This is a genomic window from Bacillus sp. SH7-1, assembly GCF_008042405.1.
Classification (GTDB): Bacteria; Bacillota; Bacilli; order Bacillales; family Bacillaceae_G; genus Bacillus_A; species Bacillus_A thuringiensis_N.
The window spans coordinates 1-21,190 of sequence record NZ_QNUD01000032.1; the positions used below are offsets into that span (position 1 = coordinate 1).

The following is a 21,190-nucleotide window of genomic DNA, read 5'->3' on the forward strand; positions in this document are numbered from 1 at the left end:
GGACCAGTAGGACCAGTAGGGAGTTGGAAGGGTTGTATAGGTGGGAGTGTAGGTCCAATTAAATCCGGATTAAATGCAGCAGAAGATAGAAACTCATCCATTGTGTTATCACCTCTGAATAATTCGTATACTAATATTAAATGCAAGAGAGAGAAAAATGAAATGGACAAGTGATTGTATTTTTTCATTTAACAAAGCCTTTATTTAATAGAGTTTAGATAATATATCTAGGAGCCTTGAACATGCGAAAAGGAATATTAGTTTTTAGATACAATTATTGCGTACATTGATTTTTCGTACATAAAGAAAAAAAGACTGACATATTCTGTCGGTCCTATTTTCGTACCATAATATCATTAAGAATCGCATCAAATATATCTTTTTGCGTGAAGTTATCTGTAAAAATAGTTTCTCTAGCAACTTCAATTGTATCATGCGGATTATACCATTTTTGTAGGGAATCCTCACCAAATTCATTTCGCTTTTCCCTTGTAGTATGTCGTCGAATCGTTTCTTTTAACGATAAATCAAAGTAATATGTATACGTGTTTCCTTCAAAAAAATGTATTAATTCTTTCAGCATATCACCGTATCTACGACTGTTTAAAATACCTTCTAAAATAATAAACTCACATTTTCCTTTTCCGTACTTTGTAATTTCAAATAGTAAATCATGTGATAAATTACCCATTGTGTCGTGTACTCTAAGCATATCTCTACGTACAACATCCTGTGATACTAAAAGTGTACCTTGTCCGAAATATTCTTGTAGTTGCTTTGCGATTGTTGTTTTACCGCTTGCGGAGTTTCCTCTAAGGATGATTAAAGTTGATTTAAGTATAGGATTAGACATAATATATTCCCCCAACGCGAATGATTATATAGAAAATTTTAACAAATGAAACATAGAAAGTGTATAATTAATAGGATGCAAATAAAAAAGGTGGGGGCTAAATGGAAACGAACATGGTTTCGCTATCTTGGGGCATTTATAATTGTACAATTGTTGTTTATTATTTGTGAAGTAACTGCATGGGCACCAAACTTTAGACCTGGCGGAGAAATTTTTAATAGAGTATTAAATTCTCAATTTTTCACAGAATGGTTCACGCCATATAAAATCCCTCATTTTAATATGTTTACAGCTTTTTTTGCGGTTACATTGTTACCATACGCACTAATAGGTGCAATTAAAGATTTCACTACAAGAAAAAATATAAATAATTAAAAAGAGGTACTATATGCTATTTCAAAAAGATCATATATCGGTTCGGTACGTAAAAGAAGAGGATGCACAGAACATTTCAAAATGGTTAACAGACCCAGAAGTACTGCAGTATTATGAAGGGCGAGATAATCCGCAATCAGTAGAAATGGTACTGGATCATTTTATACATAATCCAAATAGTCATGAAAAAAGATGCTTAATAGAGTTTTATGGTATGCCGATCGGTTATATTCAAATGTATCCAGTTGATTCGGAGTGGAAAACTTTATATGGCTATGAAGCATCACAAAATGTATGGGGACTGGATCAATTTATCGGAGAACCGGCCTATTGGGGAAAAGGAATTGGAACTAAACTCGTTCAGGCAGCAATTACATATATTATGGAGAACGCGGGAGCAGAAGCAATTGCAATGGACCCGAAAGTAAATAATGAACGTGCAATAAAGTGTTATGAAAAATGCGGATTTAAAAAGGTAAAGATTTTAAAAGAACATGAACTGCATGAAGGGGTATTAGAAGATTGTTGGATGATGGAATATAAACAAAGGGAGCTGCGCGATATGAAAAAAGCGTTATTAGTAATTGATGTGCAAGCAGGTATGTATACAGCAGGAATGCCAGTACATAATGGGGAAAAATTTTTAGAAATATTACAAGAGCTTATTGGGGAATGTCGTTCAAATGATATTCCGATAATTTATGTGCAACATAACGGACCAAAAGACCATCCGTTAGAAAAAGGTACAGAGGGATGGAAGATCCATGCGGCAATCGCTCCACTAGAAGGAGATTGTGTTGTTGAAAAAACGACTCCAGATTCATTCCACAAGACGAACCTAAACGAAGTATTGCAAGACAAGGGAATCAATCATGTTATCATTTCAGGAATGCAGACGCAGTACTGTGTGGATACGACAACTCGCAGAGCATTTAGTGAAGGGTATAAAGTAACGTTAGTGAGTGATGCACATAGTACGTTTAATACAGAAGTATTACGTGCTGAAGACATTGTAAAGCATCATAATGTAGTGTTTGGAGCGTTTGCTGATGTTATTCCGTTAAAAGATTTGAAAGTGACTGCCTCTAAATAAGAGGCAGTTTTTTATTATAAGAAGTACGAATATTGACGGTAAGTCAATATTTTGAAATAATCGTTCTTATAATTTCATGTACCATAATGAATACATAAAAAAGGAGCACCACATAATTAAAAAGGGCGCTCCTGCATCAAAATGTCATTTCTTCTTATTCTTATCTTTATCCAATATATTCTGCTCTTCAGCAAATTCCGTACCATATGCAAAGCGGCGATTAATATGAATGTTATCATTGTTGTGCCTTGTGTGTGAGTTAGAGAAGCGATGAACGATTACTTCAGATAATGTAAAGACAATAGCGGAAAGGAAACTACCCCATGCAATTTGCATGTAATTGTCTAATAAAATATTACCGAAAATCCATACGCTTAAATATGTTAGTAAGAAATCCGACATAATGGCACCAGTATTGCCGATTCGGTTTAAGATGATTTTATCAACGAACATATAAGATACGATTGTAACAAAAAGACTGAATGAAATAATTTGGACGAAAGTTGCAGGGAAAAATAAAGCGAGTCCAATACTAAATGCGATAATGCACGATATAAACTTGATGAGTACTACAGTAAAACCATTCAATATTTACACCTCCGATTTATACATAGTTTTACAATAAAATTAGGAGTTCATACATTGTAACGAATATATTTATATAAAACTTTTTCACGTCCAATTTATGTCTAAATATTAAAAAAACAAAGAAAAAATGTTATAGTAAAATGAGAGTATATGACATTTTTAGGTAAGGGGGAATCCTAAGTGTGGATTACTTCAGAAGTAGAAATTCCAGATGAGTTAATTGATCATCTTGAACAAGGGAAGTTAGTACTATTTGTTGGAGCGGGAGTTTCTATGAAAGGGAAGTCAAACTTACCGAATTTTGATGATCTAGTTGATGAAATTGCGAAAACGTTATATGTAGAAACACGTGAAATAACAGAACCTCATGATTATTATCTTGGTAAAATTGCAAAAACAAAAGATGTACATCAAGTTGCAAGAGACCTAGTTCATATAGAAAAGTCAAAACCAAATCCGCTTCATTATGCAATTCCGAGGTTGTTTCCTTTAGATACAGAAGTCCGCATTGTAACGACAAACTTTGATCGACATTTTACAACTGCGATGAAAGAAATGAATAGAGAATTAAACGTATATTACGCACCTGCGTTACCTACAGGTAGGGCGTTTAAGGGACTCGCTTACATACATGGAAATATTGAACAAGAGAAAGAAGCGTTAATTTTAACAGATGGTGATTTTGGAAGGGCTTACTTAACGGAAGGATGGGCAAGAAGATTTTTAGTTGATTTATTCTCGAATTATACCGTTTTATTCGTTGGGTATAGCCATAATGATCCAGTAATGAAATATTTAGCGACTGGTTTACCACCAAGTACAAGGCGTTATGCATTTGTCGCACAAGGGGAAAACACATACCACTGGGAGCATTTAGGAATACGACCGATTGTATATCCGAATAAAGGTAACAATCATCAATCTCTTGTTAAAGCAGTGAAGCGATGGGCGGAATTAATGGGGGATAACTATATTACAAAACGAATGCGAATTCGTGACATTGTAACAGTTCCACCGTCAGTAGAGCAGGAACAATTATCATACATAAAACAGTCAATTAAAAAAATTGAAACAGTCCGCTACTTTGTTGAATTTGCTCACGATTATGAATGGGTGGAATGGCTTGAAGTAGAAGGGAAGTTACAAAATTTATTCTTAGTTACATCAAACTATAATGAGGTAGATGAATTACTTGCAGAATGGCTAGTGGAACAATTTCTTTTTAGTCATCAAAAAGAATTATTTCAATTAATTTTTAAAAACCATTCTAAAATATCTCCTTTATTATGGAGGACAATTTGTAGCTACTTAAACGAAACGAAAATGAAAATGAATCCGTTATTGTTTGCAAGATGGACACTCCTTTTATTAGAAACAGCTGAAAAAGATAGTAAATCAATTGAAAAAATTTCTTACTTACTGCAAAAATGTTCTTTCCCTGAGCATAAAGAAATTGCTTTATTGTTACTAACGTTTATTTTGGACGGAAAACTTAAATTGAAGCGGGAAAGGAAATGGGGAAATGATACGCAAGAATCAATAGAACTTGAGGAATCGAGTCGTTTACCAGTGTCTACATTTTCTTATGTGGAGCAAATGTGGAATGAGGAGATGAAACCGCATATTTCCTATTACGCCGTACCAATTATGATGATGGGAATAGAGAAGATGCGAATCTTATCACTACGACAAACGGCATTGAAAAAAAAGGATAAGGAAAATGTTGAAAAAGAGTTTCAGCAAAATGATCTTGCGTTTTTAATTCAAATTGTAAAAGAGTGTTTAGCCTATTTATGTGAAAACAATGAGAAAAAAGCAAATTATTATATTACAGAAATGATAGAAGCAAACAGTGTGCTCCAGACCCGAATTGCAATTGATGCGATGAATAAAAATTTATTTGTTAGCGCTGATGACAAAATGAAATGGTTGTTACAGGAAGGACTTCTTTTAGATGTCACGTATAAACACGAAGTTTTTCAACTTATAAAAAATCATTTCGCATCTTCTTTAGAAAAAACAAAGGAAGAGGTCATTCAAATTGTACTGAAAGACCTTGCAGAGGAGAGAGCATTTGATGTTTGTTTAGTATTAGATTTATTATTCACTTGCGATTCAAATAGTCCATCTACAGCAAAAGGTTATGAGGTAATGAAGCAAAAACATCCTCACTTTCATTCGGATCGATACAGTGTACAAAAGAAAGAGACCGCAGAACAAAGTATTACTTGTAATGTAACTGCTGATGGATTATTACAACTGAAAGACGATGAAATTATGAAACAAGTTCGGCAGTTTTCTCAAGACGGTGTTTTTGAACAACGTCATTTTTTAGAGATGTTATCAAAAGCATGTAAATTGAATACAGAATGGAGTATTTCATTTGCTTATCAATTAGTTAGCATGCATGAAATAAGTAATGAAGTATGGTTTGTTTGTATTAGAGAGTGGCGAAATAACCGAGGACTGACAAATGAACAAATCCAAAAAGTTATTCCGCTATTGCAGAAATTTGTTAGAAATACTGCTTTTCAGTGGTTAATTAGTAGCTTTCTATATGAAATTAGTAACCGATTAGAAGAGTTAGAGGAAAATAGTATACGTAATGTGAAACGATTTGCTTTTTCGGTATTCCCTCAAGTAATGAAAAGTGATACAGATTTTAAGCTTGGAAAACAAGATTTTTACAATGAATCAATCCAGCATCCTGTTGGGAAAATGACAGCTGTATTATTAAAACTGTTATCATATGATCATTTATACGATCGTAACGTGTATGAATATTTATTTTTATTTGAAGAACAAGTAAGAGTTAGTTCAGAGCGGACAAATTACATGTTAGCTCGTTTAGTAGCAGATATAACATTTCTTTATCATATTGAGAAACAATGGTGCCGAAAATATTTGTTACCGTACTTAGATTTAAAGAAGGAAAATGAGATTACGAAATACGCATGGGCAGGCTTATGTTACACGCAAATCAATTTACCTTTATTTACAGAGATGAAGCGATTTATTAAGTATGCGGTAGAACATTTGGAAGTATTGCATCCGCATACGAGGGAAGCTTTCTTGAAATGGCTTAGTTTTGTATTTATTAAATGTGTACTGTATTGGGAGCAAAAAACAGATTGGTTATACCCATTGCTTATACAAGAAAATGAAGAAAATAAAATTAAATTTATGCAGTTTTTATGCTATTACGTCAAAACGTTAAGTGCAAAAGAACAACAAAAATTTTGGGTAGCTTGGCTCAGTATATTTTTGCGAGAGCGACCGAAAATGGGTGAAATCACAGCTAGAGAATATGTAATGCTTTTACGTATTATTTTATTTATGGATGAAATAGTAGAAAGAGGATTATCTATCATTTGTAAAACATTTTTGGACGTGGGTGGAAAAGGAAATCAAACGGAGTTAAAACAGTTACTTAATGAAATACTTCAAAAAACAGAGAGTATAAAAATGTATAAAGAATTGTATGCAAATATATTTTTCACCTTACTGCAAACGCTTCAAGAGGCCGATATACTTGAAACTGAAATTATTCAAATAAAAGAAGTATTAGTCCGGTATGGGATAGGAAAATATGTATTAAATGCAATAGATAATGAGATAATTCGCATCGGAATTGTTATGGGAAATTTACAAGAAGAAATGTAGGACGAAAGTGGATTTTTAAAAAATATATAAAAAGTTGTTGACAGTGTTTTGAAAAGCGTTCTATAATACGAATCATACTTATTCAATTTCAAAAACATTTGAATAAACAAAGTGCAATGAAGAGATCACAGTAGTGGTTAGTCTTACTGTAACAGAGAGCTGGTGGTTGGTGTGAACCAGTACAGGGATAATCATGAATTACAGTCTTGGAGCATCTTTTTCGTAGTAAAGATAGTTTCGTCTTTATGAAGAAAAAGCGGTCAATTGATCGTTAACAGTGAAGAGAGGTAGACGGAAAGTTAGTCTACAACTAGGGTGGTACCGCGATAAATATCGTCCCTACTGATTTATTCAGTAGGGACTTTTTGTATTTTAGTGGTCCAACTTGAAAATTAAATATTCATGCGTTGAAAGGAAAAGCAGTAGTTGTTGTTTCCCTGTAACAGAGAGCTGGTGGTCGGTGCGAACCAGTACAAAAACAAGAGCGAATTACAGTCCTAGAGCATCTTTTTCGTAGTAAAGATACTATTTGTCTTTATGAAGGGAAAGACGGTCAGATGATCGTTAACAATGAAGAGAGGTAGACGAAAGAAGTCTACAACTAGGGTGGTACCGCGATAAATATCGTCCCTACTGATTGGATCAGTAGGGATTTTTTGTACAAAAAAAGTGGGTTTTTAGCTAGTAGATAGTGTCTTTGTACTAATTATTAGTTTAAAATAAGAAGAGGTATCGATTCCACTTTAAATTTGTATAATTGACCAGTTCAGAAAATAGAGAATTTTTCATTCTCTTACTATACTTTTAAAACATTAGAGGAGGATTTCCAAATGGCAAATCATGAATTAGATCAATTACGTAAACAGGTAGATGAAATTAACTTACAACTATTACACCTTTTAAACAAACGTGGTGAAATCGTTCAAAAGATTGGGGAACAAAAGCAAGTACAAGGTACGAAACGTTTTGATCCAGTACGTGAGCGTGAAGTACTTGATATGATCGCAGAGAATAACGAAGGACCATTCGAAACGTCAACAGTTCAACATATTTTCAAAACAATCTTCAAAGCTAGCTTAGAATTACAAGAAGATGATAACCGTAAAGCATTACTAGTATCACGTAAAAAGAAACAAGAAAACACAATCGTTGATGTAAAAGGTGAATTGATTGGTAACGGAACACAAACGTTCATCATGGGACCTTGTGCGGTAGAAAGCTTAGAGCAAGTTCGCCAAGTAGGGCAAGCGATGAAAGACCAAGGATTAAAATTAATGCGCGGTGGTGCTTTCAAACCGAGAACATCTCCATACGATTTCCAAGGTTTAGGAGTAGAAGGATTACAAATTTTACGCCAAGTAGCAGATGAGTTCGACTTAGCGATCATTAGTGAAATTTTAAATCCGAACGATGTTGAAATGGCATTAGACTACGTTGATGTAATTCAAGTTGGTGCACGTAATATGCAAAACTTCGATTTACTACGAGCTGTAGGTAAAGTTAACAAGCCAGTATTATTAAAACGTGGTTTAGCAGCAACAATTGATGAATTCATTAACGCAGCGGAATACATCATTGCACAAGGTAACGACCAAATTATTCTATGTGAGCGCGGTATCCGCACATACGAAAGAGCAACGCGTAACACATTAGATATTTCAGCAGTACCGATTTTAAAGAAAGAAACACATTTACCAGTTATCGTTGACGTTACGCATTCAACTGGACGTAGAGATTTATTATTACCAACGGCGAAAGCAGCACTTGCAATTGGTGCAGATGCAGTAATGGCTGAAGTACATCCAGATCCAGCAGTTGCATTATCAGATTCTGCACAACAAATGGATATTCCAGAATTCCATAGATTCATGGATGAGTTAAAAGGATTCAAAAATAAATTATCTTAATTCCATATTATATATGCGCTGAAGAGGAAACAGTAGTGCTTATCTCCCTGTTAAAGAGAGCTGATGGTCGGTGTGAATCAGTACAAAGGTAAGCATGAATTACAGCCTTGGAGCATCTTTCTCGCCATTTATGGAGGGAAAGACGGTCAAATGATCGTTAAAGAAGAAGAGAGGTAGACAGAAACGTAGTCTACAACTAGGGTGGTACCGCGATAAACATCGTCCCTACTGAGCGCTCAGTAGGGACTTTTTTGTACAAAAAAATAGTAAAGGGGCAAGAGAAATGAGATACATTACAGCTGGAGAATCACATGGGCCGCAGTTAACAGTCATTTTAGAAGGTGTACCAGCAGGTTTGACATTAACAGCGGAACATATTAATAAAGAATTATTAAGAAGACAAAAAGGGCACGGACGCGGAAGACGTATGCAAATTGAAACCGATACAGTTGAAATTGTAAGTGGTGTTCGCCATGGGATGACACTTGGCTCGCCGATAACGTTAATCGTAAAAAATGATGATTTCAAACATTGGACGAAAGTAATGGGTGCAGAGCCAATTTCGGAAAAAGAAAGTAAAGAAATGAAACGTACAATTACAAAACCACGTCCAGGACATGCGGATTTGAACGGAGCAATTAAATATGGGCATCGTGATATAAGAAACGTACTAGAGCGCTCATCGGCAAGAGAAACGACAGTTCGTGTAGCTGCTGGTGCAGTTGCGAAACAAATTTTAAAAGAATTAGGCGTAGAAATTGCAGGGCACGTTCTTGAAATTGGTGGTGTGCAAGCGAAGCATATTTCTAACTTACCAATAGAAGAAATTCAAACAATTACTGAAAATTCACCAGTTCGATGTTTGGATAAAGAAGTAGAACAAGAGATGATGGATGCGATAGATAACGCTAAAAGTAGTGGGGATTCAATCGGCGGTATTGTTGAAGTCATTGCAGAAGGTATGCCAATAGGTGTTGGTAGTTACGTTCATTACGATCGTAAATTAGATGCAAAACTTGCCGGTGCGATTATGAGTATTAATGCATTTAAAGGTGCTGAAATTGGTGTTGGTTTTGAAGCTGCAAGACAGCCAGGAAGTAAAGTGCATGATGAAATTTTATGGGATGAAGAACAAGGATATACGAGAAAAACGAATAATGCCGGCGGTCTAGAAGGTGGTATGACAACAGGAATGCCAATTGTCGTAAGAGGTGTTATGAAACCAATACCTACATTATACAAACCGTTAGCAAGTGTTGACATTGATACGAAAGAAGCATTCCAAGCGAGTATTGAAAGATCTGATAGTTGTGCAGTACCAGCAGCAGGTGTAGTAGCTGAATCTGTTGTAGCATGGGAACTTGCACATGCGCTTGTCGAACAATTCGGAAAAGATCGTATGGATTTAATTCAGCAAAACATTACGCAACATAATAAATACGCAAAAGAATTTTAATAAAAAGGTGGTTTTAACATGCAAGTAAAAGATCAACTATCATCATTACAACCATATAAACCAGGTAAATCACCTGAACAAATGAAAGAAGTGTACGGAGATCATGCATTTGTGAAATTAGCATCGAATGAAAATCCATTCGGCTGTTCACCACGTGTTTTAGATGAGTTGCAAAAATCTTGGTTAGAACATGCCTTATATCCTGACGGAGGTGCTACTACGCTCCGTCAAACCATTGCAAATAAGTTACATGTACAAATGGAACAAGTACTTTGCGGTAGTGGTTTAGATGAAGTCATTCAAATGATAAGTCGCGCAGTACTCAAAGCAGGAGATAACATCGTAACAGCCGGAGCAACATTCCCGCAGTATCGTCATCATGCAATTATTGAAGGGTGTGAAGTGAAAGAGGTTCCATTAAATAACGGTGTATACGATTTAGACGAAATTTCGTCAGCTGTAAATAATAATACGAAAATCGTATGGATTTGTAATCCGAATAACCCGACAGGCACATATGTGAATGACCGAAAATTGACTCAATTCATTGAAGGTGTTAGTGAAAATACGTTAATTGTCATTGATGAAGCGTACTATGAATACGTAACAGCAAAAGATTTCCCAGAGACATTACCGCTTTTAGAAAAACATAAAAATTTGCTTGTACTTAGAACATTTTCTAAAGCGTACGGATTAGCTTCTTTCCGCGTTGGATATGCGATTGGACAGGAAGAGTTAATCGAGAAATTAAATGTCGTACGTTTGCCATTTAACGTATCTTCATTAGCGCAAAAAGCAGCGACGATTGCTTTTGGTGACGAAGAGTTTATTGAAGAAATAGTTCGTGTGAATACAGAAGGATTACAGCAATACGAGAGCTTTTGTAAGGAAAAAGAAATTGCATTCTATCCATCACAAACAAATTTCATCTTCTTGCCGGTAAATGATGGTGGAGAGATTTATGAGGCTTGTGCACACGCAGGGTTTATTATTCGTCCGTTCCCAAATGGTGTCCGTATTACAGTCGGAACAAGGGAGCAAAATGAAGGAGTGATTTCAGTGTTAAAACAACACTTTGAAAATAAAAAAAGAAAGTCTCGAGATGAGGCTAATGTGTAAAAATGTAGTATTAATTGGAACAGGTTTAATAGGAGGCTCTCTTGCATTAGCAATTAAAAAAGAGCACGATGTAACGATAACAGGTTATGATATATTTCAAGAACAAGTAGAACGAGCGAAAGAACTACATGTAGTAGATGAAGTGGCAGTAGATTTACAGCAAGCATGTGAAGAGGCACATTTAATTGTTTTTGCTTCACCAGTTGAAGAAACGAAGAAGTTATTACACAAATTAGCGTCATTTCGTTTACGAGAAGATGTTATTGTAACCGATGTTGGTAGCACAAAAGGAACAATTATGAATGAAGCGGAAGCTTTGTTTTCAAAAGAAATTCCTTTCATTGGTGGACATCCGATGGCAGGTTCTCATAAAACAGGGGTTGAAAGTGCAAAAGCACATTTATTTGAAAATGCATTTTACATTTTAACACCGATGAAACATGTACAAAATGAACAAGTGGAAGAGTTAAAAGATTGGTTAAAAGGAACAGGGTCACATTTCCTTGTTTTAAATACAGAAGAACATGATTATGTAACAGGGATTGTAAGTCATTTCCCGCATCTTATTGCCGCTGGATTAGTAAAACAAGTAGAGAAACATGCAGGAGATAATCCGCTCATTCATCAACTAGCTGCTGGCGGTTTTAAAGATATTACGCGAATCGCATCTAGTAGCCCGAAAATGTGGAGTGATATTGTTAAGCAAAATCGTGAGCATTTAATGGTATTATTAAAAGAGTGGATCTCTGAAATGGAAGATTTATATGATACAGTTTCTTCCGGAGATGCAGGCGAGATTCAAAACTATTTTGCAGACGCGAAAGAATACCGTGACTCTTTACCAGTAAGAAAGAGAGGGGCGATTCCTGCCTATCACGACTTATACGTCGATGTTTTAGATAAAGTAGGGGCATTAGCTCACATTACGAGTATTTTAGCGCGCGAAGAAATTAGTATTACGAACTTGCAAATATTAGAAGCACGTGAAGGGTTGCTTGGGGTATTACGTATTAGCTTCCAACGAGAAGAAGATCGTATGAAAGCAAAGCTAGCGCTTGGAGAAGAAAAATACCAAACTTATGAAACAATTTAAATGAGAAGGTGAAAACGTGAAGGAAAGAACAATACAACCTGTTAATAACGGATTAAATGGCAACATTACAATTCCAGGAGATAAATCGATTTCTCACCGAGCTGTTATGTTCGGTGCGATTGCAGAAGGAAAAACAACAATTAAAGGTTTCTTGCCCGGTGCAGATTGTTTAAGTACAATTTCTTGTTTTAAAGAAATGGGAGTAGACATCGTGCAAAACGGTGATGAAGTCACTGTAGTTGGTAAAGGATTAGAAGGTTTACAAGAACCGAAAGCTGTATTAGATGTTGGTAATTCTGGTACAACGATACGTTTAATGTCAGGAATTTTGGCAAATACACCATTTTTCTCTTGCGTACAAGGTGATGCATCTATTGCAAAAAGACCGATGAAACGTGTAACAAATCCATTAAAACAAATGGGTGCGAACATTGATGGCCGCGAAGAAGGAACGTTTACACCGCTAACAATACGTGGTGGAGATTTAAAAGCAATTGAATACACTTCGCCGGTAGCAAGCGCACAAGTGAAATCAGCTATATTACTTGCAGGACTTCGTGCAGAAGGTGTAACAGCTGTTACAGAACCACATATTTCCCGTGATCATACGGAAAGAATGCTTGAAGCATTTGGCGTTAAAGTCAATCGCGAAGGAAAGACAGTGAAACTAGCAGGTGGACAAAAGTTAACAGCGACAGAAGTTCAAGTGCCAGGTGACGTATCATCAGCTGCATTTTTCCTAGTAGCAGGTGCAATTATTCCAAATAGTAAACTAGTATTAGAAAATGTAGGGATGAATCCAACTCGTACAGGCATTATTGATGTTTTAGAGAAAATGGGTGCTACGTTCACTGTAGAGCCAATTAACGAAGGAGCATCAGAACCAGCTGCAAACATTACAATTGAAACATCTTCATTAAAAGGAATCGAAATCGGCGGAGATATTATCCCTAGATTAATCGATGAAATTCCTGTAATTGCATTAGCGGCAACGCAAGCAGAAGGAATTACAGTTATTAAAGATGCACACGAATTAAAAGTAAAAGAAACGAACCGTATTGATACAGTCGTAGCGGAATTAACGAAACTAGGTGCCCGCATAGAAGCAACTGAAGACGGGATGATTATTTACGGGAAATCAGTTTTAAAAGGAAATACAGTTAATAGTTATGGTGATCACCGCATCGGAATGATGCTTGCGATTGCCGGCTGTCTAGCAGAAGGAAAAACAACAATTGAAGACGCAGAAGCAGTAGGTGTATCATACCCTACATTCTTCGAAGAACTTCAAAAATTAGCTAAATAAAGTAACGAGAAGCAGATACAGGATGTATCTGCTTTTTTTATTGAATTTGTGTCGTTAAGTCCATATAATTTCATTTACCGTACTGTAATATTTTAAATTATGGTACAATTCAAATAAAGAAGGGAGGAGAAATTTATGAACGTTATACGATTAAAAGAAGATAAATTTAGAGAAGCATTACGCTTATCAGAATACGCTTTTCAATATACAGTAGATGAGGAACGTTTACAGCAACAAATTACAAAAATGAAAGAAAGTCATGAAATATACGGTATTATGGAAGGAGAAGAGTTAGCAGCAAAACTACACCTTATTCCATTTCATATTTACATAGGTAAAGAAAAGTTTAAAATGGGTGGCGTTGCAGGGGTAGCGACGTATCCAGAGTATAGAAGAAGCGGATATGTGAAAGGATTGCTTCAATACTCACTTCAAACGATGAAAAAAGACGGATATACAGTATCGATGTTACATCCATTTGCTGTTTCATTTTACCGTAAATATGGCTGGGAACTTTGTGCGGATCTTCTTGTATGTCATATGACAAAGAGTGATTTAGTTATGAAAAAACAAGTGAATGGTACTGTGAAACGTTTCAATAAAGAAAATCACCCAGAAGAGGTCGAGAAGCTTTATGAAACATTTGCAGAACGTTTTTCTGGTATGCTAGTTCGCAGTGAAAAATGGTGGTTACAAGCTGTTTATGATGATTTAACATTAGCAATTTACTACGATGAAAATAAAACGGCCGCTGGTTATATGTTATATAAAATAGAAAACTATAAAATGACAGTAGATGAATTTGTTCCACTGCATAATGAAGCACGAAATGGTCTATGGAACTTTATTTGCCAGCATGATTCTATGATTAAAGAACTTGAAATGACAGTAAGCGAAAACGAACTGTTGTTATATACATTGCAAGAGCCACGTGTGAAGACAGAAATAAAACCATATTTTATGGGAAGAATTGTAGATGTAGAGCAGTTCTTAAAACAATATGAGTTGAACTGGAACAATGTACAGCAAGAAGTGATTTTACATATTACAGATTCATTTGCTCCGTGGAATAATGTAACAGTAAGACTTGCAAATCATGAAATAATAATTGTAGAAGAAACAACGGAAAAAGGAATTAAACTGGATATAACTGCGCTATCGACAATAATGCTTGGATATAAACGTCCATTAGAACTAAATGGACTTGAACTAATTAGTGGAAGTGATGAGGCAATACGGTCATTTGAGAATTTAGTACCAGTGCGTAAGCCCTTTATTTATGATTTCTTTTAGTTTTCATGTATGAAGGTGGGCTATCCCAAGTGAAATTTCGGGATAGCTTCCTCTTATATTGTGAATTTTTGTCTGTAAGTCGATATAACTGCATTTAAAAACAGTAATTATATTTTGTCACACACTTGACTTTTAGTGCTTCTAATTTATAATTAAAAACGGAATGAATTTTCATTCCTGAAATTGAGGTGAAAAAATGGCTAAAAATAAACAAGAAGACATTTTTGATGCGGCAATACAACTTTTTGCAGAACGAGGTTATGATGGTACAACAATTCCGATGATTGCTGAAAAAGCAAAAGTAGGTGCAGGTACCATTTATCGCTATTTTGAAAATAAAGAAGCACTTGTTAATTCTTTATTTACGAAAAGTGTTTTACAACTATCAGAGTTAATAAAAACTGACTTTCCAGTCAACGCAAATATTCGTGAACAGTTTAGCCATACGTACAAACGTTTATTTGAATTTGCGAGACAAAATGCAGATGCTTTTCTTTTTACAAATTCTCACTGTGATAGTTATTTTCTCGATGAACATAGTAATGAAATATTCGAGGACTTTATGAGCTTCTTTATGGACTTAATAGAAGATGGAATTGAAAAAGGTTTTCTTCGTCCACTACCACCAATTGCTTTAATTATCATTGTATATCAACCGATTGAAAAATTAATTAAAGTAATGGAAACAGGGCAATTAGAATATACAGAAGAATTGGTAAAAGAACTGGAAGAAAGTTGTTGGAATGCTATTAGAATCATTTGATTCTATAGCGTTATAAGGACAGGAATGAACATTCATTCCGATGAGGGTATGAAAAAGAAAAGCAGGAGATGATAAATCCGTACAACTTAAGGAATGAATATTCATTCCGGATTTCGCGGTATAATAGAGCTAACAAGTAATTTAATAGAATGATAGGAATGAACGTTCATTCCGAAAAAGTATTTTAAAAAGAGTAGGAATGAATATTCATTCCTTCCTTAGCAATTTTCATAACGGGAGATGATTAAAATGAGCAAGCTTAAAAGTTGGAGAAGTTTATCTTTTCTATTATGGATAGTTATTACTATTACAATGATCGTAACGATGCCTAATATGGATAAATTAGTGAAAGAAAAAGGGCACATTACGATTCCTAATACAGAACAAAGTAGTATTGCTGACAAAATGATAAAAGAAATGGATAAAGACGGGACTGAAAAGTATGACATTATAGCGGTTTTTAATAGTGGAAGTAAAACGGCTTTAACAACTGAGCAAAAAGAGGAAATAACAAAAACAATCAACGCTCTGCAAAATGAAAAAGAGCAATTAGGAATAAAGGAAGTTGTTTCACATTTAGATAATAAAGACTTGGAGAAACAATTAGTTTCTAAAGATAATACGACTATTTTAACGCAAATATCGATAGATAAAAAACATGGTGAAATATCGAAAGTTTCAAATAATCTTCATGAAAAAGTGCAAACGAAAGGGATAAAAACGTACTTAACAGGAAGTGACTTAATAGCGGGTGATTTTCTTAAATCCTCTCAAGAGGGAGTGAAAAAGACTGAAGTTATTTCAATCATTTTCATTCTTGTAGTATTAATCATTGTATTCCGTTCACCTGTTGTTCCGATTGTTTCTCTTCTTACAGTTGGGGTATCGTACTTAGTTTCAATGGGGATTATTGCTCATCTTGTAGATCAATTTAATTTTCCGTTTTCAAACTTTACGCAAGTCTTCGTAGTAGTCGTTTTGTTTGGAGTGGGAACAGACTATAACATTTTATTATTTACGAGATTTAAAGAGGAATTAAGTAAACAAGAAAACGCATTTTTAGCTACGAAAGAAACATTTAAATCGGCAGGAAAAACCGTATTGTATAGCGGGATAGCGGTACTTATTGGTTTTGCATCACTTGCTTTAGCAAGTTTTAAATTATATCAATCTACTTCCGCGGTAGCAATTGGTGTTTTAGTATTACTACTCGTTTTAACCACGTTAAATCCATTTTTCATGGTTCTATTAGGAAAAGGAATGTTTTATCCAGTTAAAAATTTTAAAGGTCATGAAGATAGCCGCCTGTGGGGAGCCTTTGCGAAAAACTCAGTAGCAAGGCCATTTGTAGCTTTAATTATTGTATTCGTGATATCGATTCCTTTCGTATTAAAATATTCTAACACACTTAATTACAATGATTTATTTGAAGTAGACAATAAGTACGAATCAAAGATGGGGATTAATGTAATAGAAGAGCATTTTCCACCTGGTTTTTCTTCACCAAGTACGTTAGTCATTCAATCTAACAAAAAATTAGATGAAGGGATGTCATTACAAACTTTAGATGAGCTAACTGATAAAATTTCGAAAGTTAAAGGTGTTTCAGAAGTATATGCACCGACACGTCCAACTGGAGATAAGATAAAAGAATTATATATAAATAAACAAGCCGGAGAACTAAATACAGGATTAGGAGATGCTAATGGTGGCATAAAAGAAATCAATGATGGATTAACGGATGCTAAAAATAAAATGGGTGGTAATGACTCAGACGGCCTCGCAAATGTTCAAAAGTTAATTGATGGAACGAACGAGGCGAAAAATGGTGTATCTGCTTTAGGAACAGCGTTGAATCAATTATCGAATGGAATAAACGAGGGGGCACAAGGAGCACAGCAAATTGAGAGTGGGTTAACTTTAGTAAGTGAAAATATAAATGTCCTATCTAATGCAACGTCACAGCTTCATGCTGGTTATGCACAGTTAGAAAAAGGTTTAAGTTCTTACGATCAATACTTCGGAAGTATTTCTCAAGCGATTGACGGTGCGAAAAAAGGATACGAACAAATTGAAATGTTAATGACCAATTTCGTTCAAACGAAACCGGAATTAGCAAATGATCCGAACATACTGCAAACGATAGGAATTGCTAAAGAGGCTCAAAAGCAATTAAGTGTACTATCAAAAGAATTAAATGAATTAGCGACGCAGCATAAAGCAGCTATGGGTTCATTTAAAGAAGCGAATCAATCGTTATTGAAAGTTGATAACGGCTTAAAAGAAATGAGTAATGGAGTTAATAAGTTACAAAAAGGAGCAACTGAGCTTAAAAATGGATTAAATGAAGGTGCTTTAGGTTCAAAACAAATTGCGAACAAGTCATCTGAGTTACAAACCGGATTAACAAAAATAAATGATGGGCAAGGCCAGCTATTAACCGGACTGAAAGACTTGCAAGAAAAAATGGGGCAATTACAATCAGGCTTATCTAAAAGTACAGAAGGGCTTGGAAAAGTAAGTGACGGCCTGAATGACGCACAGAAATATTTAGGCGAGCTAAATGAATCAAAAAGCTCTGAAAAGTTTTATATTCCAAAAGAAGTTTTAGAGGGAGAAGATTTCCAAAAAGCTTTGAATACGTATATGTCACATGATAGAAAGACTGCTAAAATGACAATCATTTTAGGCGTAAATCCATATTCAAAAGAAGCGATGCCGATTATTCAAGAAATCAATAAAACGATAGATGGCACTTTGAAGGGGACGGAATTAAATAATGCGAAAACAGCAATCGGAGGAACAACAGCTAGAAATGTTGATTTAAAAGAAGTAACTGGGCAAGATTTCTTACGTACAGCTACAATTATGTTAATTGGAATTGCGATCGTATTAATCGTGATTACGCGTTCATTATTAAATACAATCTTTATTATTGGATCGTTACTATTAGCGTACTTTGCATCATTAGGGATAAGTGAACAAATTAGTATGCATGTTTTACATGTAGATTCATTAAGCTGGAATGTTCCATTCTTTAGTTTCATAATGATTGTCGCTTTAGGAGTGGATTATAGTATTTTTGTAATGATGAGATACAATGAGTTAGAAGGGGACCCAGCGACGAAAATTGTAAATGCATCTCGTCACATAGGGGGAGTCGTATTATCAGCGGCACTTATTTTAGGTGGTACATTTGCTGCATTAATCCCTTCAGGTGTATTAACGCTTATACAAGTAGCATCCGTAGTTGGCGTTGCGCTGTTACTATTAGCTATCATTGTTATGCCAATATTGTTACCTGCTTTAATAGGGTTAACGAGTAAAATGAAAAATTATACAAAGAAATTAAGCAAAAGAAAATAAAAGAATCCCCATTTAAATGGGGATTCTTTTATTTAATAAGTATGAAAGAATAACATAGGAGCAGAATTTCCTAATTTATCGTAATATTTTTTAACTTTTTCTAGGCCTTCTTTCTTTGTAATTTCGAATAATCGACCACCTTTATCTTCACCAAGAGTTGGTACGACAATACGTTTTCCTTCTTTTCGAAGGTTACCAAATTCTTTTTGCGGAAGATCCGTTTGATTTTCTACTTGGAGACCAGCATTTTTTAACTCAGTGATAATCGAATCGACAGTTACTTTTGTTTCTTTTTTTCTCTTGTTTTGATTCAGTGGGTGTTTTTGTATTGTTACTTCTACATGCAGTTAAGGAAGAAATTGAAAAACATAATGCTCCAATTATAAATATTTTCTTTAACATAAAACCACCTTAAAGTGTGTATGTAACTTTAATATAATTAAAAATAAAGGTATTATTCAAGTTTGAAAAGAAAGGAATAGCAATCAACCGTTGCTATTCATCCAGCTTCTACTATATAATAGCTATAGTCTACAATAATTGAGTCGTTATATGCGATTTTTAAGACAATCGGTGAGAAAACGCTGAAATAAGCGGTATTAGTAGGAGGACACAAATGATTACAGTAAGTAACGTTAGTTTGCGTTTCGCGGATCGCAAATTATTTGAAGATGTTAACATAAAATTCACGCCAGGTAACTGCTACGGTTTAATCGGAGCGAACGGTGCTGGTAAATCGACATTTCTAAAGATTTTATCTGGAGAAATTGAACCATCAACAGGTGATATACATATTACGCCGGGTGAGCGTCTAGCAGTATTAAAACAGAACCACTTCGAATATGAAGAGTTCCCAGTATTAGAAACAGTAATTATGGGTCACACGCAACTTTACAAAGTAATGCAAGAGAAAAATGCCATTTACATGAAAGAAGACTTTAGTGATGAAGATGGTATGCGTGCTGCTGAACTTGAAGGTGAGTTCGCTGAGCTTAACGGTTGGGAAGCTGAGTCAGAAGCTGCAATCTTACTAAAAGGACTTGGTATTGGTGAAGATCTTCATGATAAGAAATTGTCAGAATTAACTGGGTCAGAGAAAGTAAAAGTATTACTTGCTCAAGCTTTATTCGGTAAACCGGACATTCTATTACTAGATGAGCCTACCAACCACTTGGACTTAAAAGCGATTCAATGGTTAGAAAACTTCTTAATGAACTTTGAAAATACAGTAATCGTTGTATCCCATGACCGTCACTTCTTAAATAAAGTTTGTACGCATATGGCTGATCTTGATTTCGGTAAAATTCAACTTTATGTTGGTAACTATGATTTCTGGTATGAGTCAAGCCAATTAGCTTTAAAATTAACACAAGATGCTAATAAGAAAAAAGAAGAGAAAGTAAAAGAGTTACAAAACTTCATTGCACGCTTTAGCTCAAACGCATCTAAAGCGAAACAAGCAACTTCTCGTAAAAAACTTTTAGATAAAATTACATTAGATGATATTAGACCATCATCACGTCGTTATCCATTCGTTGGCTTCACACCAGAACGCGAAGTAGGAAATGACTTATTAACAGTTGAAGGTCTTTCTAAAACAATTGATGGCGAAAAAGTGTTAGATAATGTGTACTTCACTTTAAATAAAGGTGATAAAGTTGCATTTATCGGTCGTAACGATATTGCGATGACAACATTATTTAAAATCCTTATGGGTGAGATGGAGCCAGATAGTGGTTCATTCAAATGGGGCGTTACAACATCTCAATCTTACTTCCCAAGAGATAACTCTAAATACTTTGAGAACAGTGACTCCAACTTAGTTGATTGGTTACGCCAATTCTCTCCACAAGATGAGTCAGAAAGCTTCTTACGTGGTTTCTTAGGCCGTATGTTATTCTCAGGTGAAGAAGTTAAGAAGAACGTTTCTGTACTATCTGGAGGAGAAAAAGTTCGTTGTATGCTATCTAAAATGATGTTAAGTGGTGCAAACGTAATCACACTTGACGATCCAACGAACCACTTAGACCTTGAGTCTATCACTGCATTAAACAACGGTTTAATCGCATTCAAAGGTACAATGTTATTCACATCTCATGACCATCAGTTCATACAAACAATTGCAAACCGCATTATCGAAGTAACGCCAAACGGTGTAATCGATAAAGAGGCTACTTACGATGAGTTCTTAGAAAATGAAGAACTTCAAAAACAAGTAGATGCAATGTACAAAGGTCAATAATAAATGATAAAAATCCTCGCTCTCGTTATGAGAGCGAGGGTTTTTTTAATCATTGTTTTTATGGATTGTGAAT

At 35.0% G+C, this 21,190-nt stretch carries 15 protein-coding genes, 2 pseudogenes and 3 other annotated features; of the genes and pseudogenes, 13 read left to right on the forward strand and 4 right to left on the reverse strand.

All coding sequences use genetic code 11. From position 1 onward, the window contains the following. Together DN390_RS31695 and DN390_RS22690 are read right to left on the reverse strand one after the other, a co-directional pair. A partial coding sequence (locus DN390_RS31695; RefSeq protein WP_370513485.1) for an exosporium leader peptide-containing protein occupies positions 1-188 on the reverse strand: 188 nt, incomplete at its 3' end. Between the two features lie 146 nt (positions 189-334). Continuing rightward, positions 335-853 (reverse strand): kinase, encoded by a 519-nt coding sequence (locus tag DN390_RS22690; RefSeq protein WP_147808511.1) that lies wholly within the window; start codon positions 851-853, stop codon positions 335-337. A 75-nt stretch (positions 854-928) separates the two neighbouring features. Between DN390_RS22690 and DN390_RS22695 the strand changes: the two genes are divergently transcribed. The 3 genes and pseudogenes from DN390_RS22695 (at position 929) to DN390_RS31320 (ending at position 2,321) form a co-directional block, all read left to right on the forward strand. Beyond that, positions 929-1,228: a YfzA family protein gene (locus DN390_RS22695; RefSeq protein ID WP_147808512.1), complete on the forward strand. Its 300-nt coding sequence runs from the start codon at positions 929-931 to the stop codon at positions 1,226-1,228. 13 nt (positions 1,229-1,241) lie between these two features. After that, a pseudogene (locus DN390_RS31315) lies at positions 1,242-1,775 on the forward strand (GNAT family N-acetyltransferase); the annotation flags it as partial. A 15-nt stretch (positions 1,776-1,790) separates the two neighbouring features. Further along, positions 1,791-2,321: a cysteine hydrolase family protein gene (locus DN390_RS31320; RefSeq protein ID WP_255444163.1), complete on the forward strand. Its 531-nt coding sequence runs from the start codon at positions 1,791-1,793 to the stop codon at positions 2,319-2,321. A 144-nt stretch (positions 2,322-2,465) separates the two neighbouring features. Here DN390_RS31320 and DN390_RS22710 read toward each other — a convergent pair whose 3' ends face one another. Then, a complete protein-coding gene (locus DN390_RS22710) occupies positions 2,466-2,909 on the reverse strand; it encodes a YndM family protein (RefSeq protein WP_097951267.1) in 444 nt (147 codons plus the stop codon). A 180-nt stretch (positions 2,910-3,089) separates the two neighbouring features. Between DN390_RS22710 and DN390_RS22715 the strand changes: the two genes are divergently transcribed. The 9 genes from DN390_RS22715 (at position 3,090) to DN390_RS22755 (ending at position 18,875) form a co-directional block, all read left to right on the forward strand. Next, positions 3,090-6,572, forward strand: coding sequence for a DUF4020 domain-containing protein (locus DN390_RS22715; protein ID WP_147808514.1), 3,483 nt, complete (start codon positions 3,090-3,092; stop codon positions 6,570-6,572). A gap of 107 nt (positions 6,573-6,679) precedes the next feature. Continuing rightward, positions 6,680-6,916: a binding site (T-box leader), on the forward strand. Positions 6,917-6,970: 54 nt separating this feature from the next. Continuing rightward, positions 6,971-7,207: a binding site (T-box leader), on the forward strand. A 195-nt stretch (positions 7,208-7,402) separates the two neighbouring features. Beyond that, positions 7,403-8,479, forward strand: coding sequence for a bifunctional 3-deoxy-7-phosphoheptulonate synthase/chorismate mutase (locus tag DN390_RS22720; RefSeq protein WP_001273580.1), 1,077 nt, complete (start codon positions 7,403-7,405; stop codon positions 8,477-8,479). Positions 8,480-8,488: 9 nt separating this feature from the next. Then, positions 8,489-8,709, forward strand: a binding site (T-box leader). Between the two features lie 53 nt (positions 8,710-8,762). Beyond that, positions 8,763-9,935 (forward strand): chorismate synthase, encoded by a 1,173-nt coding sequence (gene aroC, locus DN390_RS22725; protein WP_097951269.1) that lies wholly within the window; start codon positions 8,763-8,765, stop codon positions 9,933-9,935. A gap of 18 nt (positions 9,936-9,953) precedes the next feature. Beyond that, entirely contained in the window at positions 9,954-11,054 is a 1,101-nt protein-coding gene (hisC, locus tag DN390_RS22730) for a histidinol-phosphate transaminase (RefSeq protein WP_147808515.1), read from the forward strand. Beyond that, positions 11,047-12,147: a prephenate dehydrogenase gene (tyrA, locus tag DN390_RS22735; RefSeq protein WP_255444138.1), complete on the forward strand. Its 1,101-nt coding sequence runs from the start codon at positions 11,047-11,049 to the stop codon at positions 12,145-12,147. Before hisC ends, tyrA begins: the two co-directional genes overlap by 8 nt. Positions 12,148-12,163: 16 nt before the next feature. After that, positions 12,164-13,453, forward strand: a complete 1,290-nt coding sequence (gene aroA, locus DN390_RS22740; protein ID WP_147808517.1) for a 3-phosphoshikimate 1-carboxyvinyltransferase — start codon at positions 12,164-12,166, stop codon at positions 13,451-13,453. A 135-nt stretch (positions 13,454-13,588) separates the two neighbouring features. Continuing rightward, on the forward strand, positions 13,589-14,746 hold the full coding sequence (locus DN390_RS22745; protein WP_147808518.1) for a GNAT family N-acetyltransferase: 1,158 nt from the start codon (positions 13,589-13,591) through the stop codon (positions 14,744-14,746). 196 nt (positions 14,747-14,942) lie between these two features. Beyond that, positions 14,943-15,509, forward strand: coding sequence for a TetR/AcrR family transcriptional regulator (locus DN390_RS22750; protein ID WP_147808519.1), 567 nt, complete (start codon positions 14,943-14,945; stop codon positions 15,507-15,509). Between the two features lie 249 nt (positions 15,510-15,758). Then, positions 15,759-18,875, forward strand: a complete 3,117-nt coding sequence (locus DN390_RS22755) for an MMPL family transporter (RefSeq protein ID WP_147808520.1) — start codon at positions 15,759-15,761, stop codon at positions 18,873-18,875. Positions 18,876-18,910: 35 nt separating this feature from the next. On the opposite strand, the pseudogene DN390_RS31325 reads toward DN390_RS22755, so the two are convergent. Continuing rightward, positions 18,911-19,277 (reverse strand): annotated as a pseudogene (locus DN390_RS31325) (stress protein); the annotation flags it as partial. A gap of 214 nt (positions 19,278-19,491) precedes the next feature. Here DN390_RS31325 and DN390_RS22765 point away from each other — a divergent pair. Further along, complete coding sequence (locus DN390_RS22765; RefSeq protein ID WP_097951276.1) at positions 19,492-21,117, forward strand: ABC-F family ATP-binding cassette domain-containing protein; 1,626 nt, start codon at positions 19,492-19,494, stop codon at positions 21,115-21,117. The last annotated feature ends 73 nt before the right edge of the window (positions 21,118-21,190 follow it).

Coding starts and splice junctions, on each gene's coding strand:
- DN390_RS31320 (WP_255444163.1), top strand. CDS start 1,791: ATGAAAAAAGCGTTATTAGTAATTGATGTGCAAGCAGGTATGTATACA.
- DN390_RS22690 (WP_147808511.1), bottom strand. CDS start 853: ATGTCTAATCCTATACTTAAATCAACTTTAATCATCCTTAGAGGAAAC.
- DN390_RS22695 (WP_147808512.1), top strand. CDS start 929: ATGCAAATAAAAAAGGTGGGGGCTAAATGGAAACGAACATGGTTTCGC.
- aroC (WP_097951269.1), top strand. CDS start 8,763: ATGAGATACATTACAGCTGGAGAATCACATGGGCCGCAGTTAACAGTC.
- DN390_RS22755 (WP_147808520.1), top strand. CDS start 15,759: ATGAGCAAGCTTAAAAGTTGGAGAAGTTTATCTTTTCTATTATGGATA.
- tyrA (WP_255444138.1), top strand. CDS start 11,047: ATGTGTAAAAATGTAGTATTAATTGGAACAGGTTTAATAGGAGGCTCT.
- DN390_RS22745 (WP_147808518.1), top strand. CDS start 13,589: ATGAACGTTATACGATTAAAAGAAGATAAATTTAGAGAAGCATTACGC.
- hisC (WP_147808515.1), top strand. CDS start 9,954: ATGCAAGTAAAAGATCAACTATCATCATTACAACCATATAAACCAGGT.
- DN390_RS22720 (WP_001273580.1), top strand. CDS start 7,403: ATGGCAAATCATGAATTAGATCAATTACGTAAACAGGTAGATGAAATT.
- DN390_RS22765 (WP_097951276.1), top strand. CDS start 19,492: ATGATTACAGTAAGTAACGTTAGTTTGCGTTTCGCGGATCGCAAATTA.
- DN390_RS22750 (WP_147808519.1), top strand. CDS start 14,943: ATGGCTAAAAATAAACAAGAAGACATTTTTGATGCGGCAATACAACTT.